The sequence below is a fragment of the Paenibacillus sp. Root52 genome, from assembly GCF_001426865.1.
Taxonomy (GTDB): Bacteria; Bacillota; Bacilli; order Paenibacillales; family Paenibacillaceae; genus Paenibacillus.
Genome location: NZ_LMFO01000011.1, coordinates 1 through 21578, shown reverse-complemented (window position 1 = coordinate 21578; position 21578 = coordinate 1). Strand labels below are relative to the sequence as shown.

At 44.1% G+C, this 21578-nt stretch carries 15 protein-coding genes; 9 read left to right on the top strand and 6 right to left on the bottom strand.

Annotated features, from left to right (window positions below):
* Positions 1-9: 9 nt before the first annotated feature.
* From ASD24_RS11170 to ASD24_RS11155, 4 genes are all read right to left on the bottom strand, one after another.
* A complete protein-coding gene (locus ASD24_RS11170) occupies positions 10-1941 on the bottom strand; it encodes an ABC transporter permease (RefSeq protein ID WP_056695516.1) in 1932 nt (643 codons plus the stop codon).
* Positions 1928-2713: an ABC transporter ATP-binding protein gene (locus ASD24_RS11165; RefSeq protein ID WP_056695513.1), complete on the bottom strand. Its 786-nt coding sequence runs from the start codon at positions 2711-2713 to the stop codon at positions 1928-1930. The genes ASD24_RS11170 and ASD24_RS11165 overlap by 14 nt, the downstream gene beginning before the upstream one ends.
* A gap of 139 nt (positions 2714-2852) precedes the next feature.
* The gene (locus ASD24_RS11160) at positions 2853-3896 is read right to left on the bottom strand and encodes a sensor histidine kinase (protein ID WP_056695511.1); all 1044 of its coding nucleotides are present in this window, start codon (positions 3894-3896) and stop codon (positions 2853-2855) included.
* A gap of 15 nt (positions 3897-3911) precedes the next feature.
* Positions 3912-4595, bottom strand: a complete 684-nt coding sequence (locus tag ASD24_RS11155) for a response regulator transcription factor (RefSeq protein WP_056695510.1) — start codon at positions 4593-4595, stop codon at positions 3912-3914.
* Between the two features lie 304 nt (positions 4596-4899).
* Here ASD24_RS11155 and ASD24_RS11150 point away from each other — a divergent pair, with 304 nt between their 5' ends.
* From ASD24_RS11150 to cydC, 5 genes are all read left to right on the top strand, one after another.
* Positions 4900-5760 carry a DUF421 domain-containing protein gene (locus ASD24_RS11150; RefSeq protein WP_056695508.1) on the top strand — a complete coding sequence of 287 codons (861 nt, stop codon included), beginning with the start codon at positions 4900-4902 and terminating at the stop codon, positions 5758-5760.
* A gap of 452 nt (positions 5761-6212) precedes the next feature.
* Positions 6213-7577, top strand: coding sequence for a cytochrome ubiquinol oxidase subunit I (locus tag ASD24_RS11145; RefSeq protein ID WP_056695505.1), 1365 nt, complete (start codon positions 6213-6215; stop codon positions 7575-7577).
* Positions 7577-8590 (top strand): cytochrome d ubiquinol oxidase subunit II, encoded by a 1014-nt coding sequence (locus ASD24_RS11140; protein ID WP_200956149.1) that lies wholly within the window; start codon positions 7577-7579, stop codon positions 8588-8590. Before ASD24_RS11145 ends, ASD24_RS11140 begins: the two co-directional genes overlap by 1 nt.
* 15 nt (positions 8591-8605) lie before the next feature.
* The gene (cydD, locus tag ASD24_RS11135; protein WP_056695503.1) at positions 8606-10432 is read left to right on the top strand and encodes a thiol reductant ABC exporter subunit CydD; all 1827 of its coding nucleotides are present in this window, start codon (positions 8606-8608) and stop codon (positions 10430-10432) included.
* A complete protein-coding gene (cydC, locus tag ASD24_RS11130; RefSeq protein WP_056695501.1) occupies positions 10429-12159 on the top strand; it encodes a thiol reductant ABC exporter subunit CydC in 1731 nt (576 codons plus the stop codon). The genes cydD and cydC overlap by 4 nt, the downstream gene beginning before the upstream one ends.
* 176 nt (positions 12160-12335) lie before the next feature.
* On the opposite strand, the gene ASD24_RS11125 is transcribed toward cydC, so the two are convergent.
* On the bottom strand, positions 12336-14591 hold the full coding sequence (locus tag ASD24_RS11125; RefSeq protein WP_056695500.1) for an alpha/beta hydrolase family protein: 2256 nt from the start codon (positions 14589-14591) through the stop codon (positions 12336-12338).
* Positions 14592-14863: 272 nt separating this feature from the next.
* Here ASD24_RS11125 and ASD24_RS11120 point away from each other — a divergent pair, with 272 nt between their 5' ends.
* The 4 genes from ASD24_RS11120 to ASD24_RS11105 all read left to right on the top strand — a co-directional run bounded on the left by ASD24_RS11120 (position 14864) and on the right by ASD24_RS11105 (position 19694).
* Positions 14864-16084: a TraB/GumN family protein gene (locus tag ASD24_RS11120; RefSeq protein ID WP_056695497.1), complete on the top strand. Its 1221-nt coding sequence runs from the start codon at positions 14864-14866 to the stop codon at positions 16082-16084.
* Positions 16085-16351: 267 nt separating this feature from the next.
* Positions 16352-17551 (top strand): MFS transporter, encoded by a 1200-nt coding sequence (locus tag ASD24_RS11115; RefSeq protein ID WP_056695495.1) that lies wholly within the window; start codon positions 16352-16354, stop codon positions 17549-17551.
* A 217-nt stretch (positions 17552-17768) separates the two neighbouring features.
* Positions 17769-18779 carry an ROK family protein gene (locus ASD24_RS11110; protein ID WP_442952588.1) on the top strand — a complete coding sequence of 337 codons (1011 nt, stop codon included), beginning with the start codon at positions 17769-17771 and terminating at the stop codon, positions 18777-18779.
* 273 nt (positions 18780-19052) lie between these two features.
* Entirely contained in the window at positions 19053-19694 is a 642-nt protein-coding gene (locus ASD24_RS11105) for a sugar O-acetyltransferase (protein WP_056695493.1), read from the top strand.
* Between the two features lie 478 nt (positions 19695-20172).
* Here ASD24_RS11105 and ASD24_RS11100 read toward each other — a convergent pair whose 3' ends face one another.
* The gene (locus ASD24_RS11100; RefSeq protein WP_056695492.1) at positions 20173-20772 is read right to left on the bottom strand and encodes a DedA family protein; all 600 of its coding nucleotides are present in this window, start codon (positions 20770-20772) and stop codon (positions 20173-20175) included.
* Positions 20773-21578: the final 806 nt, after the last annotated feature.

Below are 21578 nucleotides of genomic sequence, written 5' to 3'. Positions count from 1 at the left end.
TAGTAGTTGTTATAACATAGCGTTCTGAACAATTTTTTTGTAATATCCAAGCGTGAAGAAAGCGAACAGGAAATAGATGGCGGCATAAGCACCCATCGAAATCACCGCAGGGAAGGTATCGTCCGAATTAGTTATAAAGTAACTTGCTTTGACTGCAAAGACCGAATGAAATATTCCAATGAACAGCGGTAGCAGAAACACTAACATCTGCTTCCGCAAAATACCTTTCATGATCATCTTTTCATCAAAACCAAGCTGACGCAAAGTTCTAAAGCTCTGTTTTTCCTGCTCGGCTTCGCTCATCTGTTTAAAGTAGAGAATACTGCCGGTTGAAGCAAGAAAGGCTAGTCCCAGAAAGGCAGCTATAAAAATTAATAATCCGGATTGCTGGAGCAAACTTGTATAGCGGGAATAAAAGTCTGCCGAATAATAGTCGTCCGTATTATATTTCTGATAGAGAGAGGAAGCCAGCGCAAGTTCCTTATTGTCCGGAACTAGAAATGTATCAATCTGAACCCGATCAAAGCCGTCCATATTGGACATTCTCTTCTCAATTTCTTCCAAGGTGGCTTCAGATACTAACATTTGTCTACCTGATATTCCAGCGTTCACGACATTCTCCAACAATATTTCAGTCAAGGGATAACTCTTCGTCTGTGTTTCTGAGCGCAGTTCAATCATCGTTGGATAACGTTTGGTGAGATCAATGTCGTCATAAAGGCTAAGAGCAGAAGCATTATATTCTATTGCCTCGCCATAGTCAGGTACAGAGACATCTCTGTCGGTTTCTTGCAGTTGTTCAGCCGAAAGCCATAATAGCATGCCTTCTCTAAACCCGGATTCGACTAACGGATCCAAAACAACACCGTTAGTCCGGAATGTTTGGATAGTATAGTGGTTGTAATGAATCCCATTGCTCTCTAGCTCGGCAGTAAACGCATCTGTATCACGCTGGTTATTCTCAATTGCGAAATCATATGGATACTCTTTTCGAGTAACTTTCTCTGCAGAGTAGTAGATAGAATACGCCATGGTAACTAGTGTAAGGGTTAAGGCTGACAGCACAGTAATTAATGTGAGCGAGTTGGCATTGGTTTTCATACGGTGCATCAGGGGAGCAAGCGACAGACTGTTGTACAAACCCAGATGTCCCCGTTTACGTTTGCGGAACCAGTAGAGACACCATCTGATCGTCACCCTAAATAAAATATAGGTTCCTGTTATTGTAGACGCCATTACTAGCAGCGCATTAAAAACTAATTGCTCATCTATCATATGATCCGATAACTGATAGCCGTAGCCGATCAATATAACACCAAGTACAGCGATTACAGCCGTAAAAATAGAGGGCCGCTTGCTGATAAGTTCAGGCTGCTTATCTGCCTGGAATAAGCCGAGCAGGGTTCGCCGATTGATTATTACTATCATCTGAATAGAAGTAATAACGATGACGAGAATAAATACTATGGCTGTTTCTAACGCCGCCAGTACAGAAAAGTCTATCGAAGGCAGACCGTTCAAGTTGAGTAGATTCATTAAGATCAGGACAAACAGACGGGATACGAGTGCTCCGCAGATGATCCCTGTTATCAAAGCGCCCAAACCCAGCAAGATATTCTCAAGGAGTAAATAACGGATAATCCAACCTTTGGAAAGCCCTATGAGCTGATATAATCCAAACTCCCGACTGCGTCTTCGTAAGAATATGCTGTTAGAGGAAACAGCAAAGATCCCTATGATTACCATGAGCAGGACTGCTGCAAACTGAAATGCTGTAGTGAAGTTCACACTTGAATCCAGCATATTCTGTACCTGCTGATCATACTTGAGGGATGCAAAGATGAAGAACAGGCTCATGCTGAAAATCAGTGCGAAGAAATATAGATAGTAATGCTTCATATTTTGCCGCATGCTTCGGAATGCCAGATCAAATACCGTCAATATTATCGCCCCCTAGTACAGCCTGCACATCAATGATCTCCTTAAAAAACGACTGTCTGGATTTCTCCCCCCGGTACAGTTCGGAGTAAATCTTCCCGTCTTTTAGAAAGACCACGCGGTTACAATAACTGGATGCCACCGGATCGTGTGTGACCATGATAATGGTGACCTCTTTAGTCCGGTTCACCTCATCCATTACGGACAACAACGATGACGCAGACTTGGAATCTAGGGCTCCCGTCGGTTCGTCTGCAAAGATGATAGAAGGCTGATGGATCAAAGCCCGTCCGGCTGCAGTACGCTGTTTTTGCCCTCCTGATATTTCGAATGGGTATTTCTCCGACAATTCCCGAATGCCCAGTACGTCTGCAATCGCTGCAAATTCTCTCTCCGCTTGCTTCTTACTTAGCTTGGTAAGTGATATAGGCAGAAGGATATTTTCCTTTACCGTCAACGTATCAAGAAGATTGTAATCCTGGAAGATGAAGCCAAGCTTGTTACGGCGGAACGCGGAAAGAGCGGCATTTGTCATGGCGGATATATCTTCATTGTCAATTAATATTGTACCGTCAGTTGTTCGGTCAATTGTCGCAAGTACATTTAGCAGAGTGGTTTTACCGGAACCAGAGGGACCCATGATACCGACGAACTCTTTACGCAGAACGCGTAAATTAATGCCTTTCAAAACATGTTGGGTACTGCCCCTCGAGCCATACGCTTTTTGAACATTGCGGGCGTTTAATACTGTATCTTGTTCATTTATTTCATTCATGATGAACCTCCCATATGTGGTTATAGGTTAAGTTTACGTACAAATATCCATGGTGTCGCACGCTTTGGGTGACGAGTTGAAGCGGAAGGTGACGAATTCGTCAGGTTAACAAAAAAACAACCAAGTTAACCTTGGCTGTTCATAACGGGATATGGTTCGCTTGTCCTCTTCTAACGGTCTCAAATGCATTAGAATCTGTAAAAGTCAACCGCATTGTTGTACCTTGCGACTGGCTGGAGTGGACTTGAAGTTTAATTCCTATCTTAGCTGCAACAGACTGGGCAAGATAGAGGCCGAGTCCAGTAGCGGCATTATGAATCCTTCCATTCCCGCCGGTAAAACCTTTATCAAATATACGCGGCAAGTCATGGGGTTGGATACCCGGGCCCTCATCCATTATGTCCAGATAGACGTTCTCTTGTTCCGTAACAGCTGTTCTGAACGTGAGTGACGTATCGGAAGGACTATATTTGATAGCATTGGTCAGGATCTGTCTGATGATGAATCGGCACCATTTACGGTCTGTAACAACAGCGGCATCATTGCCTTCAATATTGACTGCCAGATTTTTCTCCATACACCAGGGGGCCAATTCCTGGATTTCTTCTATGGCGAGACGTTGTACTGACAGCCTTTCAAGAACGTAGTCCGATTCCAGGGCAGGAAGGCGTGTCATGTACAGCTGCCGTTCAATAAGCAGATGAATCCGCAGCCACTCTGTTTCAATTTTACTTATATCCGGGTTACTTTGTGCATCCATAATTAGCTTCATGGCGGTAAGAGGAGTCTTGATTTCATGAATCCAGGAGGCAGTAAAATCATTCTCAATCAGTTGGGCTTCTTTCACTTGAGAGAGCATTTTTTTGAAATGGGATGAGGCCTCCCTTAATACGTTGTACGTTATCTTATCTAATTCATTGTCAGGGTGGGGAAGACTCTCAAACCAGTTAGTTTGCATGTCTTTCGGTAGTTTAGCAACTGCTTCCAGATATCTGGTTTCTTTCCTGTACCGCCAAATGAAAAATACAATAAACACAATAATATAAAGCGCATTTAAATATATGAAAGAGGGGGGTGTAACACTTACTCCCTGATCGAAAATAATAAGCAGATCAGTCAGACCAAGCAAGCTGATAAACAGCAGAATCCAGCTTTTTTTTGAACTAACGTAACGTACTAACATACCATGTATTTCCTCCTATAAAGTCACTGCCATGTAACCCATCCCTTTCTTTGTCACAATGGCGTCTGAAAGTCCAAGCAGGTCTAACTTCTGTCGCAAACGGGTGATATTGGTTGTAAGTGTATTATCATTTACAAACTGTTCATCCTCCCATAGCTTACGAATTAGATCATGACGTGAAATGACTGAATTGTTGGACTTCACCAGCGAAATTAGCAAGAATAATTCGTTTTTGGTCAAATCTGCTTCCTCGGCTGATTTTCGGATAACTCCGCGCTTTAAATCAATTAAGGCACCGTTCCATTCGAGTGTATCTGCCTGGGTTTCCCCATAAGCATATGTACGTCGAAGAATCGCTTGAACCTTGGCATATAATACATTCGAATGAAAGGGTTTCTGGATAAAATCATCCGCACCCATATTAAGCGCCATAACCATATCTAACGGGTGATCGCGAGATGATAAAAATATGATAGGTACTTCGGATACAGAACGAATTTCCCTACACCAATGAAAACCGTCAAATTTAGGTAGCGTAATATCCATAATTACCAGATGAGGTTGTTGGTCAAGAAACGAACGCATAACTTCATTAAAATCTTCCGGTTTCGTAACCCGGAATGCCCATGCTTCCAGCCCTTTTTGTAGCGCTTCAAATAACGCCTGATCATCTTCAACTATAAATATATTGAATTCCATAGAGTGAACGTTCTCCCTTTAGTAATGTATATAGTTCATACTACTACATTATATGTGTGGAGTGGAGTAAGCAGGCGATTGTTGGTGCCTTGGTTCTTGGACAAGCGGATCGGTTCAGTTTTTTTTAGATGATTTATTCCAGCGATGACCGACACCCCACGAATCATTTGGCGACTATACTGCAGTTTGCAACGTTCGAATTGGAAGTATCTCATGTTCTGTGCATACATCATGAATGTGGTGGTAATTATAACCTTTACAAGCACCACCAACACAGTTAATCCACAGGAATGGAGCATCCAACGTGCCAGAATGGTTAGAGGTCACCTTTCGAACGTTATCTGCAGTAACAATAATATTTTTCATTACGAAAATTCTAGGAAAGCGCCAAATTTCTGAATTATCTTTATTTGAGTATATTACTGGGATTACCTTAGGTAACTTGGTGGGGTATATTTCGTTAGATACAGATACGAAGTGGTATTTAGGTTTTCTTGCGGTATTTGTATGGGTTGCCGTGTCTGCAGGTGCGGAGTACTTAACGATGAAAAGTAAAAAGTTTCGAGATATTGTGGACGGGAAATCAACAATTCTTATTGAAAATGGAGCAGTGATCAAAAAAGCGCTAGCGAAAGAACGCTTGACGATTGATGAATTTCTGGAGCAACTTCGTAAAAAAGATGTATTTCGAGTTGCCGATGTGGAGTTTGCCGTAATGGAACAGAGTGGAGATATCAGTGTAATGTTAAAAAATGAATACCAGCCCCTTACAGCCAATGCGTTGGGCTATCATATTTCTTCTGAACAGGAACCAAGAACGATCATCATGGATGGGCATATCTTGCCAGATACTTTACAAGTAACAGGACATAACGAAGAATGGGTACAAAAAGAGCTGCGCAAGCTTGGTTTGAATTTGGGAGAAGTTTTAATTGGTCAGGTGGATAGCAAGGGTGAACTTACAATACAGACGGGTGAAGATTCGTTACCTAAACCGGCAAATTCCAATCCAAGAGATCAAATAACGGAATTAGTTACAAGACTACAGGACGATTTAATGATGAAAAAACAGCTTGCCACCAACGATAAGGATCGCCTCAAATACCAAGAAGCACTAGACCAATTTCAAACAGCAATGCATGCTTATCAAAAACAACAACAATGACAAGTTACTTAAATGAAGTGAAGGCAAAAGAAGATTTTGAAGCAGTCATTCTGGCAAAAGATCAGTCAACGATAACGATAGTGTAAAGAGCCGCTAATCCTATGATTAGCGGCCTTTTTGTGCTTCAGAGATATGCCAAGCCCTGCGGATAAACAAGTCAATAGCTCTAAAGGATAATTTAGTTCATTTTCATAGATTAGTTGAAAAGGGGTGACTGTTCCTTGTCTATTTCATGTCAAGGAAGTGACTGCAATTGTATCATTCACAATTGTAGATATAATAATTTTATATATTGGCATGGGATGTATAGGACTGCGAGAGTGGGATAATTTAAGCAGTAATCATGTTGATGATTTCGGAATGCATCCTTGTATCTTAATATGTGAAATTTTTCTCGTACTTTATCTGTATTGGGTTCTTAAGTGAAAAATGAAAACGGAGGTGACAGAGGTATGGAGTTAGATACGGTGTTATGGAGTAGGCTGGTGACAGGCTTAACGCTCGGATTTCACGTGATCTTTGCAACACTTGGTGTAGGTGTGCCTCTAATGATTGCTATTGCTGAGTTCATTGGCATTCGGAAGAAAGATAACCATTACATTCTTATGGCGAAAAGGTGGTCACGAGGATTTGTCATTTCCGTGGCGGTAGGTGTCGTGACAGGAACAGCGATATCTCTACAGCTTGCCTTGGTATGGCCGAATTTCATGAAGTTAGCCGGGAATGTCATTGCATTACCGCTATTTATGGAAGTGTTCGCGTTCTTCTTCGAAGCGATCTTCCTAGGCATTTATCTGTATACGTGGGATCGATTCAAGAACCCGTATATTCACTGGTTGTTAACCATTCCGGTTGTGGCCGGAGCAGGGATGTCGGCTGTTTTTATTACAACCGTGAACGGATTCATGAACCAACCTGAAGGATTTGTCATGGAGGCAGGCCAGTTCATCGCGGTTAACCCTGTGCAAGCGATGCTGAACACAGCAACGTTCTCCAAGGTATTCCATGTGCTAAGCTCAGCTTATTTAACGGGAGCGGCTCTACTGGCCGGGATTGCTGCCCTTGCCATGCTGAGAAAAGGTGTTTCTGCGTACCACAAGAAAGGCTTGAATCTGATGATGGCTGTTGTTTTGGTATTCAGCTTGCTGAACACACTTGCTGGAGATGTATCTGCCAAGTTTTTGGCTGAACATCAACCTGAGAAGCTTGCTGCAGCAGAATGGCATTTTGAGACAGAGAGCGGCGCAGATTTAATTTTACTCGGATGGCTGAACGCGGAACATGAGATTATAGGGGCTCTTCATTTGCCTAAATTGCTCAGCTTTCTCGCCTTTGGAGATTTTAATGCCGAAGTGACGGGGCTGAACGAATTTCCACCGGATGAACATCCGCCACTGCTGGTGCACTATTTATTCGATGTGATGGCCGGAATTGGATTCGCCCTACTTGCGATCTCCAGTCTATATTTCCTGTTGGTGTTCTGGAAGAAGCGTAATCAGTTCAACCAATGGATGCTTCGCCTCGTTGCGCTGAGTGCTCCACTTGCGTTTCTTGCCGTTGAGATGGGCTGGTTCTATGCAGAGGTGGGACGACAGCCATGGATCATTCGAGGGTATATGCGGGTGGAAGAAGCGGCTACTTCATCACCAAGTGTGAGAGTATTATTTTTTGTTTTCCTACTGTTGTACATCGTGCTCGGTGTTATATGTGTTCTTGTATTAAGACGTCTGTTTAACAACAATCCTGCTGATCTTGAGATGGAGAAATGGATGAAGGCGAAACAGGATCAATCTGCGGATCAAGGAGGGCATGCCTGATGAGTTATGAATTAATCGGAATTTCGGTACTCTGGCTGTTCTTGTATGGCTATCTCATCGTAGCTTCTATTGATTTCGGAGCAGGTTTTTTTGCCTTCTATGCTCGTTTGACGAAGCAGGATCACTTGATTAATCGTCTGATCTCCCGTTATCTATCGCCGGTCTGGGAGATCACCAACGTATTTTTTGTATTTTTCTACATCGGTATTGTCGGGTTTTTCCCGGACACCGCTTCCTATTATGGCGCCGCACTGATCGTGCCGGGGAGTATTGCCATCATTCTGCTTGCCATTCGTGGCTCGTTCTATGCTTTTGAGAATTATGGTTCCAAAAACAATATCGTGTACCTGTTCTTATACGGAGCTACAGGTCTGCTTATTCCTGCATCGCTGTCCGTGGCACTGACACTGTCGGAAGGTGGATTTATTTTGAAACAGGGCGAGACCGTTACACTGGACTATTGGGCGCTGTTTACCAACCCGTTATCGTGGAGCATCGTTGGACTGGCGATTGTCTCTGTCCTATTTATCAGCGGATCGTTTCTAACCTTTTATGCATCACGGGCAGAGGATCAGGGGGCACTTAAGCTGATGCGGAACTATGCTTTGTTCTGGAGTACACCGACCATCATTCTCGCACTGACTGCATTCATATATTTGGGTCAACACAATGAGCGCCATTTTCAAAATATGATGGATCTGTGGTGGTTGCTTGCACTTTCCGTTGCTTTCTTCATGGTTGCCATGTGGCTGCTGTATAACGGACGTAGATATGGATTTGCGTTTATTTGCATCATGCTTCAATTTTTCTGTGCCTTTTTCGCTTACGGGATTGGTCAATATCCTTATATTCTTGATCCATATATCACGATTCAGAGTAGCGCGACATCACCAGCCATGGGCTTCGCACTTGTCGTTGTATTTATCGGGGGGCTGTGCTTGTTGATTCCATCTCTTATTCTGGTCTTCAAGCTGTTCCTGTTCGATGCGGATTACGTCAAAGGGAAAAAATAAAAGGAGGAGCGTACTGTGAAAAGGAAATCGAGTCTGATTACTCAGCAAATGTCATTACAACGAAAAAGCAGGCTTCTCCTTATTCTTATTTCTCTGGCACTGGGTGTTGCGATTATAAGCCAGGCTACACTTATGGCTGAAGCAGTCCAGCGAATCTTTGTAGAGAAAGCTTCCTTTGCATCAATAGCTATGCTGCTCGGTATATTGCTGGCTGTCATGGCTCTGCGCACGCTGTTATCGTACGGCAATGGAAAGGTCGGCTTGCATATGGCTGCCCAGGCCAAGACGCATATGCGAGCTAAGGTGCTGCAAAACCTGACCCATGCTTCCATATCTTCAACCCTGCACGGACAGACGGGAGGGAAGGTCAGTGTTGCGCTGGATGCGGTAGATGAGGCGGATAGTTATTTCAGTCAGTACATGCCGCGCATGATGGAGGCAGCGATCATTCCGATTCTGATCCTAGTTGTTGCATTTACCCAACATGCTAACACGGGATGGATTCTGCTCTGCACCGCTCCATTTATCCCTTTATTTATGATTTTGGTCGGATTACAGACCAAGAACAAGTCTGAGGAAAAATATGCGCAACTAGCTGAGTTTTCCGGTACATTCCTAGATTCGCTTCAAGGACTAGTTACATTAAAAATATTTGGTAAGGCTGATCGTCAGCATAAGGAGATTGAACGCAGCAGCCTGGGGTACCGAGATACAACAATGGGCATTTTGAAAATTGCGTTTACGAACACCTTCATGCTGGAGTCGATCGTCATGTTAGGCATCGGTATTGTCGCTCTTGAACTGGCTATTCAGTTGCTAGTATTTAAGGCGCTGACGTTCCACACGGCCTTTCTGGTGTTGTTACTTGTTCCCGAGTTTTACAGCCTGCTGAAAAATACAGGAACCGCTTTTCATAGCGGTAGAACCAGTATGGGGGCGATTCGCAAGGTGGAGCAAATGCTTGCAGACACGAATACGACGAGTGCACAGAGCGATGGCGAAAAGGTAGCTCATAACAACAAGAGTGAGAATACCGATGTGATGGCTGAGGTTCAATTGGAACCATTGTCGTCGACTGAACATCCAGTGCTGACGCCTATGCCACCGTCTATCGATCTAATGGATACCCATTTTCGGTATGCACCCGATTCGTTTGAACTTGAGGCGAAGAGGATCTCCATTAAACCAGGAGAGCATATCGCGATTGTTGGCAAAAGCGGCTCTGGCAAAACGACTCTGCTGCATCTCATCTCCGGATTATTAAAACCGACGTCAGGGGAAGTTCTGATCAATGGACGTCTGTTGTCCACATATGATGAGGCCGCCTGGTTCGAGCAGGTGAGTTACATTACACAGCATCCCTATATTTTTGCAGGTACATTGGCTGAGAATATTGCGATTGGTACGGGAACGAGTACATCCAGAGCCGACATTGAACAAGCGGCTGAGGAGGCAGGACTTAGTGCAGTTACTGCCCAATTGCAGCAAGGGCTGGATACCTATGTTGGTGAAGGAGGCAGGGGATTATCTGGCGGGGAGAAGCAAAGGCTTGCTCTTGCACGTGCTTTCCTGAAACGACCGGCTATCATCTTGTTTGATGAACCAACGGTGGGACTAGATGTTCACACTGAGCGAATACTGCAACGTTCGATTGCATCCCTGACAGAGAAGGCAACGATGATTACCGTAGCTCACCGATTATATACGATTCAACAGGCGGACAGCATTTTATTCATGGAGAATGGTGCATTAATAGACTCCGGATCACATGAAGAACTGCTAGAGCGACTACCTCAGTATGCTGAGATGGTTCATATTCAACGAAAAGGAGGGTTAACATGAATGAACTAGCTATGATGTCCAAGGCCATGATTCAGGAGCGCAAGGATATCTTACTCTCTATTTTGGGTGGATTTATTGCAGGCATAGCAGGTGTGGGTCTCTTTTCGGCCAGTGGGTATATGATCGCGCAAACCGTATTTGCGCCGCCGCTATACACCTTGATTGTACTTACCTCAATGGTCAAACTGCTCGGTTTTGTTCGAGCCGCGAGCCGCTATGGGGAGCGATTGTACTCACACAGAGCTACGTTCTCCATGTTGAGCCGTTTACGCACCTCCTTTTTTGCCAAACTCATTACCATAACACCAGGTATATTGAATAAAAACCGAAGCGGGGATCTTCTTGCACGAATCGTTGGCGATGTAGAAAGCTTGCAAAATTATTTTTTGCGTGTTGCGTATCCGCCGATCATCGTCGTTATGGTGTTTTTGTCTACCGTGCTGTTTACATCCGTTTATTCGCTCTGGGTTGCGTGCCTGCTCGTGCTGGGCATGTTAATTACGGCATTTGTTGTACCAGGTATTGTTTTGCTGGGGCAGCGTAAAATACATGGTCGTGTGCGCCAGCAACGGGCATTGCTATCTACAGAAGTAACCGAAGTATTGTATGGTTTCCGCGATCTAAAGGTATATGGGCAATTGGAGCAACGGGAGCAACGGCTCCAGCAGGCTTCCGCCGCATTGGCATTGGAGCAGCAAAGAGCAGCAGGGCATCTGCTACGTGGGCAATCTATGCATATTTTTGTAACCTATCTCGTGACATGGGGCGTGCTGGTCGTTGGCGCATGGCTGATTATGGATGGGTCACTTGCTGGCGTTTATCTCGCAATGCTGATCCTGGCTACGCAGACGGTATTTGAAGAAGCAACAGCGATGGCTGTATTGCCCGTGTATAAACAGGATAGTGAACATGCAGCCAGACGACTCACCGAGACGGTTCAGAGTTCCGATGTACAGCCTGCACAACCAGGCGGACAGTGCGCTACCGAACAGGCTGTTTCAGTCCAATTATCTCACGTTACCTTTCAATATGAGGGGGAGTGGAGAGCTGCATTGAATGATATTTCGATAACTTTTCCACCTGGCTCCAAAACAGCGATTGTCGGACCGAGCGGATCAGGGAAGTCTACCATTGTGGATCTGTTACTTAAACTACGTGAGCCAACGTCTGGCGATATACAGTTGAATGACGTTTCACTAAGTAAGCTAGATGAAGAGAGCATATGGCAAACATCAAATGTTGTCTTACAGCAAGGTCACTTCTTCAAGGGAACCGTTCGGGATAACTTACTTCTGAATGGGGAAGAACATGCTGACGAACAATTAGCGGCTGTGCTGAATAAAGTCCAACTGCCCAATATGTCACTCGGCGATACAGTGTATGAAAAGGGTGAGAATCTATCCGATGGCGAGAAGCAGCGCCTGGCTCTAGCAAGAGTCATGCTGCGGAGCGGACGCATGTGGCTTCTGGACGAACCAACATCCTCACTCGATTATGTGACAGAACAACACGTGTTGCAGCAGGTCTTCGCACAGTCAGCTGATGATACACTTCTTCTAATCTGTCATCGGCTTACAGGACTTGAGAAGATGGATCAGATTGTGGTCATGGATCGAGGTATGATCGTAGAGACGGGCTCCTTCAAGGAGCTGATGGAGCAGCAAGGCTACTTTTATGAGATGAAGAACATTGAGCTGCAAATGATCGGAGACCAACCGAGTGCGTAGATTTGATGATTGTTTTGGTTTATGTTTATGAAGCCTATTCGTTGATAACGTTTAGTTGTAGGTGACGAACGGATTTTATGAGCGCAAAATGAAATACTCAACTCATTCACAGCCCATCGCGAATAAGTTGAGTGTTTTTTTCATCCATAGGATACAGTTATACGAATTAGAAATGATCACTGAATGCCTATATCCCGTATCATAATGCTACCTTTCTCTGATTGGTCGAACACAAAGCTGATTTTTCTGATCTGCTCCGGGTCGAGATCTGGGTTCATTGCAATGAAATCAGCCAGTTGGAAGGCATAATTCTGGAACACCGGCTCTTTCGTTGTCTTGAACAGTGCAAATGGTGACTTCGCCAAAGCTCCTTCAAACATTGGCAGCAGCGGAGAGACGCGACTCAGCGGTAAACGGCTAGTGTTACCGAGATCGTCTTCAACGACGATCGTAATATCCACAAGCGTATCCGCCCCATCTACATCTTGATCAGTTTCCGTATTAGCGATGGAGAATACAATAGAACTCTGATTCGAAATGTCGATGCCTTGATCAGGTAGAATTACTCTGTATACGGGAGTGGAGGACGTTGCTGTCTGATCCCATGCCAGAGCAACGGCGTTATATGGATCGGTTGTATGTCCCATCTCGACGTTCTGCTCTTTCCATGTCTTCAGTCCTTCTCCTTCTAAGCTTCCTCCTGGCAACGTGGTTGTCCCTGGATCACTGTCCTCGTCATAGCTGCTGATGGTTAACGTATTTGTGTCCCAATAATTGCTGATATACATCGTCTCGGGAAGCCAGTCTCTGGCGTATCCGAGATCCTGAAACACCATCTGATATGAAGTGTTCTCCTGAAGGGTGGCTTCTAGAAAGGAGGAGATGAGCACCTTAGCAGCCTGTAATTGCTGATCCTGTGGTAGAAGCCCAGCTGTGTTGAACAACTTGTTGCCCAACCCGACACCGTCATGTTTGCCCCACTCGGTATTGAATTGTCCATGATTTGCTCCATATATGTATACATAAGATTTGAAGAATTCACTACTGCGATCCGTAAATTCAGTCCGGTAGTACTGGCTCGTTCCGACAAACGAGGTGACGTCCATATCGTGGGTGCCATGCAGAGCCAGATAATTCACGTCTTTTAAGGACATGGGCTGTCCTGCCGGTTTATATTGCCCATCGGTACCAGCTATGGAGACAATGGATCGGATGTTGAAATTGTAATCAAACTTAATGTTGGCATTCTCGGGATAAGATGTCATCTTGTTGTATGCCGCCGCTGTGGTTACAGCCTCAGCTCCTCGTGAATGTCCAATTAGGGCAATCTTCTCCATGTCGACTTTATTATAAAATGGATTATTTCGTGCATTATTCCATCCTTCCCACACCTTAAGGTGTTCCAGTAGCAACCATCCCCGCGCCCGATTTTCCCCTTGTAGGGGTTTGAATACAAACAATTCGTTAAATGGCGAGGAGTTGAGAAAGTTTTCATCAATGGAAACTACAATATGTCCGCGACTTGCTAGCAATTCACCCAAATAGGCATACCCTGGATCTGAATATTTCGTCGCAAGGTGGTTGCCATGCACGATGAGCACAAGTGGGAAAGAGCCATCCCCTTCGGGATACCAGACTGTTCCGTTTAATGGCATTGCGCCAGCGCCAAAACCAAACGTGCTTGTGCGTCTCTTCGTCCAATCACCAACAAAGGCTGATCCGTCGACAGATTTGGTAGTCAGCATCATTTCTGTGCTCAGATCGTCACGATACGTCGAATGACTCCCGTAGGTTAGGGATTTTACGGAAGCTGTTCCGGGTTCTGCCGGATTGGTTAATAGGGTTGTGTAAGCTTCCGCAGGCTTGACCGTCTGCAACGGGTAGGGCGCAGCAAATACCTTCTGTCCTTCGCTGACGATCCAATAACCGAGCATGCAGACGAAGACGAGAGTAATTGCAGCACTTGCGGCTGCCCGGACTTTCTTCCAAGTTCGAGCTTCCCGGTAGACACCACTGATGAATCGATAGAGTAGTGCGCCAAGCACGGAACAGGAAATGAGGATGCATACCGTAATAAGCAGCGTAAGGGGGATGGGGCCCAATAAGCTTATTAAAAGCAACAAGAGCGAAGTAAGCATGGCCCATACGTAACGTGAAGGTAATTTTTTGCCCCAGTGCAGCAGTCCTGTAAGGATTCCGGTCAATGCTAATGTTGCAAATAGGAACAGTAAGCTGCCAATCCAGTAGTCACTTGCACCTCGTGATCCCAAATAATAATAGGCTTGAATGAAATATATCAATAGTGTCACTATTGATAGAGCAGCTACAGCGCCTTTCCAGCCTGGTGTGAGAGAAGGAATCCGCTTCTTTTTAATAGAGAATAATGGCCTCTTATTGGTTGTTTCTTCGGCAGTTACGCCGGTGTTCTCCATGGATGCTCCACCTTTCAATGCATATGTATATCACACTTCAACCCAAATGTTGGGGGTCTTCTTCTCTGAGTGTAACAGAAGATTCTTGCTGTAGTCCGTCATTTTTCTTACGTTATTATTAACGATCGACACATCCAGACTTTCCACTGAATAGGAGCTACTCCGAAAATAAGATGGGACCTTGTTCCACCTTTATCCGTATGAACTAAGTATGTCCATTCTATTAAATCAATGATTGGCAACTATACTTATCCCAAAGGAGAATACATAATATGAAAAATTGGAAACGCATGCTCTTATCTCTTACCGTCTCGGTAGGTTTGCTCGCATCAGCAGTACCAGCTATGGCTGCACCTCAGGAGACTTCCGTTAAGGTCAATGATCAGGCCGTACAATACGCTACAGGTGCACCAATCCTAGAGAAAGGAACTACACTTGTTCCACTGCGTACAACGCTGGATGCGATGGATGTTAAGCTGACTACAGCAACAGATGATACGATTACGGCTGTAGTCGATGGCCGGACGATTACACTGAAAAGCAAGCTTACACGGATCGACGGGGTAACGTATGCACCGATTCGCATCGTTGGTGATGCAGCGGGTTATGAAGTTCGCTGGGATTCCTCTACCCGTACCGTATTGCTTGTATCCAAAGGTGGAGACACAGAGACCGTCCAAACCGGTGGACGTGGCTTTATGTGGGAAGTCGAGAAGAACGGAAATACCGTCTATCTGGTAGGTTCAATGCACATTGCAGATGAGAGCTTCTACCCACTGCGTCCTGAATTTGAAGAAGCCTTTGCAGAAGCAGACTACTTGGGTGTAGAAGTAGATATTGGTAAAGCAGTGGGTGAAGAGCAGCAGAAGATGATCCTCGATCTCGGCACCTATCAAGATGGAACAACGCTGAAAGATCATATCTCCAGCGAGACGTATGCAAGTTTGGGCAAACTTTTGAAGGAAAATGATATCGAGCCGAATGCTTTTGATACATTCAAACCTTGGGTAGTCGAAATTACGCTCGGAGGTCTCAAGTCAGTGGATGGTGGATATGAAGCATCAGAAGGTGTAGATCTGTATTTCATCCAGAAAGCGGTACAGCGTCAACTTCCAGTCATTGAACTGGAATCCATTGAATCTCAGCTGGGAATGTTCAACAACTTCTCTAAAGAGCTGCAAGAGGAAACGCTCAAATCAACCATTGATAACTTCGATGTATTAGATACTAGTGTGAACCAAATGGCGGAGATGTGGAAAACGGGGAATGAGGAGCAGCTGCTTGAACTGACGAACAGTTTCTCAGGCAACGAAGAATACAACAAAGCTATGCTGGTTGATCGCAATATTGATATGGCAGATAAAATCGACGGATACCTGAAAAATGGTAAAGGTGAAGAGTACTTCATCGTCGTTGGCGCAGCCCACTACCTGGGTGAGCACGGAATCGTGAAGCTTCTTGAAGACAAAGGGTATACAGTAGAGCGGAAATAAGGCTGAGTAGCAAGGTAGCTATGTAATCTTAAAAGAAATAAACGCCTTAACATGAATGATTATTGTTAGTGAAGGTAAAGTGAGTGAAAGGCCGTGGGTTAATACCCCCGGTCTTTTATTCATGATCATACATAGTTAATGAATGTTGAACACAACCACAAGCAATCCAATGAATGGATATTGACAAAAGATTGTCATCACTCGCATACTTACAATATAAACTTTATAAAGAATATTTATTTAGTATTAAAGAGAGGAGTTACATCCATGGCAACTTGGTTTCTGGTCATAATCTATCTAGCCTTCATTAGTCTAGGGCTTCCGGATTCACTTCTTGGTTCTGCTTGGCCTGTCATGTGGCCTGAGATTGGTTCTTCCGTAGGGTCGGCAGGATTAATATCCATGATTATTGCTGGAGGGACAATCGTTTCTAGTTTGGCAAGCGGCAGAATGATTCGGGCAATAGGGACAGGAAAGATCACCTTGTTCAGTTGCCTGTTAACTGCAGTATCACTATTTGGGTTTTCGATGGCTCCTTCTATGATTTGGTTTATGCTCTTGGCTATTCCTTTGGGTCTAGGGGCTGGAGCGGTAGATGCCGCATTGAACCACTACGTAGCCGAGAATTACCAAGCACACCATATGAACTGGCTGCATTGCTTCTGGGGCATTGGTGCTACCATGGGGCCGATCATCATGGCTGGTTATATCGCAGGCGAGAACTCATGGAGAGGCGGCTATACAGCCGTTGCGATCATCCAACTGATACTTGTCGTTGTATTACTCGTAACCTTGCCTCTATGGAAACGTGTGGCTGCAACGCGGGAATCATCACAACCAGAGCATGTGGAGACAGAGCAGCAGTCGCACACGGGTCTTCCGGTGAGGGTGCTGAATATAAGAGGAGTTAAGCCGTCTTTGCTAGCCTTTCTATTGTATTGCGGGGTGGAAACCACCGTTGGATTATGGGGAGCCAGTTATTTGGTAGGCACGAGGAATCTTTCAGCGGAAGTAGCTGCAACGAGCATCTCACTATATTATGCAGGTATCACATTTGGCAGGTTGATTACAGGCTTCATTACATTAAAAGTTCAAAATCGTTTGTTGATTCGGTATGGACAATGGGTAACGATAGCGGGCGGAATCATCTTATTGCTCCCACTGCCTTCCACGTTTTCTGTAGCGGGATTTGTACTGGTGGGACTTGGCCTCGCTCCGATCTACCCAGGGCTTTTACATGAAACGCCTACTCGATTTGGCAAAGAAAATTCCGCCAAGCTAATGGGCTACCAGATGGCCGTTGCGTATAGCGGAACGACATTGATTCCACCGTTGTTCGGAATTCTGGCGGCGCGAGCAGGTACAGGTGCTTTTCCGATCGTTGTGTTCGTCCTACTTGTACTTATGTTGCTTAGTGCAGAGACAGTGAATCGTCTGCTTCTTAAGCCGCACAAGTTGGGGAGGTGAGCAGATATGGTATACATTATTTTAGCGGCAATCATTTGGGTGGGTGCCTATGCGAGCTTGTCTATTTCGAAAGAACCTATTGAAGTGAAGCCGGTTCGGTCAATGGATGACTTGTTTGAGTAAAGGAGCAAAAGTGCTAAAATAAGTTTTACAAGTTGGAAGACATGGTACTGCTGTTTCTTCTTGTTTGGTGAAGAACTGAGGTGGGAACAAGCGGATGATGAGAAAAGCGAATGCAAAATTGATGAAACACATCAATCTAAATAATGTACGTGAAGTGATGCAACAGATCGAAACGGCGACCAAGCCGCAACTAGCTTCATTAACGAAGCTTAGTGTGGTGACAATTAACGCTTTGGTGAAGGAACTATATAATCGTGGCGAGTTATTTGAAGATAAAGTAGTTCCATCGAATGGCGGCAGACCGGCGCAAGCTTATCGATACAATTATAATTACAGACTTGCACTGGTGTTATATATCCAAGAAATGAAAGGTGAAGAACTAATCTCAGCAACCGTGATTAACTTGGAAAATGAAGTGCTGTCTAAGGAAGAGTGCATTCTTCCTGTCTTGGATAAACAACACATTCTTCAATTGATCAAACAATGCGTTACGTCATATCCTTCTATTCACCGGATCGGCATAGGTATTCCAGGGCAAGCAGTCGATGGGGATATTACGGTGAGTAGTCATGATGAACTTATTAATTCACGTTTGATTCAAGATATTCAGAGTGAATTCGGTCTGAAAGTTCTTGTCGAGAACGACGTTAACGCTGCGATCAGCGGGTACTGCATTCAGCATGAGGAGATGAAAGAGCAGTGTGTGACCGGAATCTATTTCCCTAATCGGTATCCACCTGGCCTTGGAATCATGTTGAATGGACAGATCATGCAAGGAAAGAATGGAATGTCTGGCGAAATTAAGTATCTGCCTTCTGCGCCGAATTGGAAGGCTAAGATGAACGATGACGAGTTCCTCTTGCAAGTTTGCCAGATCATCCAAACGATTAATGCTATTGTAGCTCCACATCAGATTGTTATTTATCAGGAGAGAGTGGAGATAGAGCAACTGGAGGCTGCATGGAAGCAGTATCAGATGGAACATCCAATGCCTACGTTTCCTGAAGTGGTGTACCAAGGGACATTTCAAAAAGATTTTGATGCAGGACTAAGATGGATGATTCTTCAAGAGTTAAGGGAGACGATCCTTGAGGAATCGATATAATCCACAGAAGAGGATTCTGTGGATTTACGTCTTTGTGCGGGCGATGAGCTTAACTTTTTATAGTCAGAGCAGCCATTGACATGAAACCAGTTACAGGAATTATGATGACCTCGTAGCTGAGAAGATGCTAGTCCGACCACTTAGTAAACACACATTACGAAGAATCTGTTATCAGAGGAAAATGTCTCGAATTCATTATCACGGCTGGTATTTAGTGTTGAAATGAAATAGAAACCTTATGACTAACATCAATACGCTGTGGAGGTTATGAGTATGAGAGAAGAAGAACGGATCAGGAAGGGAATTCTTTTTAGTCCAAGTAATCCAGAATTGAAGGAAATCAAACGCCGTTCACACAACCTAAGTCAACAATATAGCCTGACGTATGAGGATCAGAGTGAAGAACGGGAAATGATTTTACAACAGTTGTTGGGGTCTAAGGGGGAAGGGGGATTCATACAAGGTCCAATCTTCTTTCATTATGGTGTGCATACCCGGATTGGGGATCACTTCTTCGGAAATTACAACCTAACTGTACAGGATGATGCACAAGTGACGATAGGTGATTATGTCAGCTTTGGGCCTAATGTAACCATTGTTACTCCCGTTCATCCCTTTATTGCGTCTGAGCGCAGACAGATGTTGGATCAAAATGGAGATATTAAATCGTTATGTTACGCCAAACCCGTCACAATTGGTGATGATGTATGGATCTCTGCCAATGTTACAGTATGTGGAGGCGTTACGATTGGAAGCGGAAGTGTGATTGGCGCGGGGAGCGTGGTTACGCGTGATATTCCGGCAAACTTATTAGCTGCTGGTGTTCCATGTAAAGTCATACGTCCAATCACAGAAGCGGACAGCATGCGTTACAAACCGGAGATTATGGCCGATTGTAAAGTGTTAGAACCTTAACCGTTTTGTAAGGTGAAAACTAATTGAGGAAAGCGCGGCATACATGTCTTGGCGTTATTCGCATGAGTTAAATCCATTGGGATGCAATACGAGGCAATGATCAACATAATCTTGGTGGAGTCATATGATTGTAAAATAAGTTTCTATGTATTCGAGTAAATCGAATAATATAGTAAGGCATAATTTAAGCCCAGCCAACCGCTCATCACGGTTAGTCTGGGCTTATTTATTTCATTGCGTTATTACAAACGGATGCTTACACTCAGATTGGAGCCGCCCTACCACATGGAACCGCCAAATTGCTTATTAACGGAATGCGTTAAGGTGAAGAGACGGAGTAGAGAAGTGAGACCGAGGGTTCAAAGAAAATTCAACACCGTTATCCCAGCAGGAGCTACCGAGATTCAGCTCGTAGGTCTCTAACGTTCCATCAATCAATATACTGGATGATCAACAAGTCAGCTAGACCATCAGTCGTTTACTGTGATACGCGTCCTTTTCTGAATCGTTTAATAAGAACATAAAGTCCAAAACCGATTATAAAGATTGCAGCCGCCGGTAGGATATAAGGTTTGATAATCTCATCCACATGCTCCCACTGAGCGCCCAGCTTAAAGCCTAGATATACATAAAGCGATGTAATGGGCAGCATAGCTAAGAAGGTATACAGACTGAATTTAAAAACATTCATTTTGGTAACACCGCAAGGTATAGATATCAAAGTTCTAACCCCTGGCACGAAGCGCCCATAGAAGGCCACCCCACTGCCGTATTTCTCAAAGAAACGATCTGAAGCTTCTAAATGATGTGTTCGAATGAAAAAATACTTACCGTATTTCTCAACGAGGGGTCTTCCACCAAACCGACCAAGCGCATACAGCGTTAGTGGGCCGAATGTCCCTCCAACCGTACCTGCTATAATCGTAAGAATAAGATTCATATCCCCAAGGTAAACCCAGTAACCTGCAAGCGGGAGAACGAGTTCGGCAGGCACAAATTCAAATGATAAAGCAATGACCACACCTGCATATGACAAGTCTTTGAAAAAAAGGATAAATTCTGTGATCCATTGAGTCACGCTACGCCCTCCAAGAGTCTATCTTATTTTTGGAACTACATTTTTATCTATATATGATATTGAATTACTCACTTCTGCTATAAAGGTAACAATAGCGATAGTAGCTTGTCAAAACTCACATCATTTATATGAAGATAGTTACATTAATAGAAGAAGCGATGAATAACCTTTGTGATAATCTATTATATAAAAGTATGAATATAAGGTAGGGTGGTATGACGGAGATTGGTGTTCTGCATAGAGTTCTCTATGGCATTCTGCAATCAAAAGGATTGAACGTTTATGTATTTGAGTTGAATTAAAGGTTTATATACGGTTGGTAATGTAGAGCTCAGGTTTAATGAGGATGAATTTATAATAGAAGAAAGGATATAATAATGCATGTTATCTAGGTATATAATAAAATAATTTGAAATTAACTCTTTACAAGTGGTTGTTATTCATGATATATTCTTATTCCGGCCAAGAAAACACGAGAAACACGGTGCGGCAAGCAAACAAAATAAGCTTCGAAAGAAACTTAAAAAAAGAGCTTGCAAAGTTGGTTCGGACGTGATAATATATAAGAGTTGCTGAAGCGAACAACTTCGGTAGCGAATGAAAAGTTTGATCTTTGAAAACTGAACAACGAGTGAGTAGCGATCTTGCTTGCAAGATCGACGCTGAGAAATCGTACATGTCTTCGGACTGGATGGTTTCGAAGCATAAATGAGATTTTTAATCTCGTCAGTTTCAAAATGAGCTAATCGCTCTTTTCAATACTTTATTGGAGAGTTTGATCCTGGCTCAGGACGAACGCTGGCGGC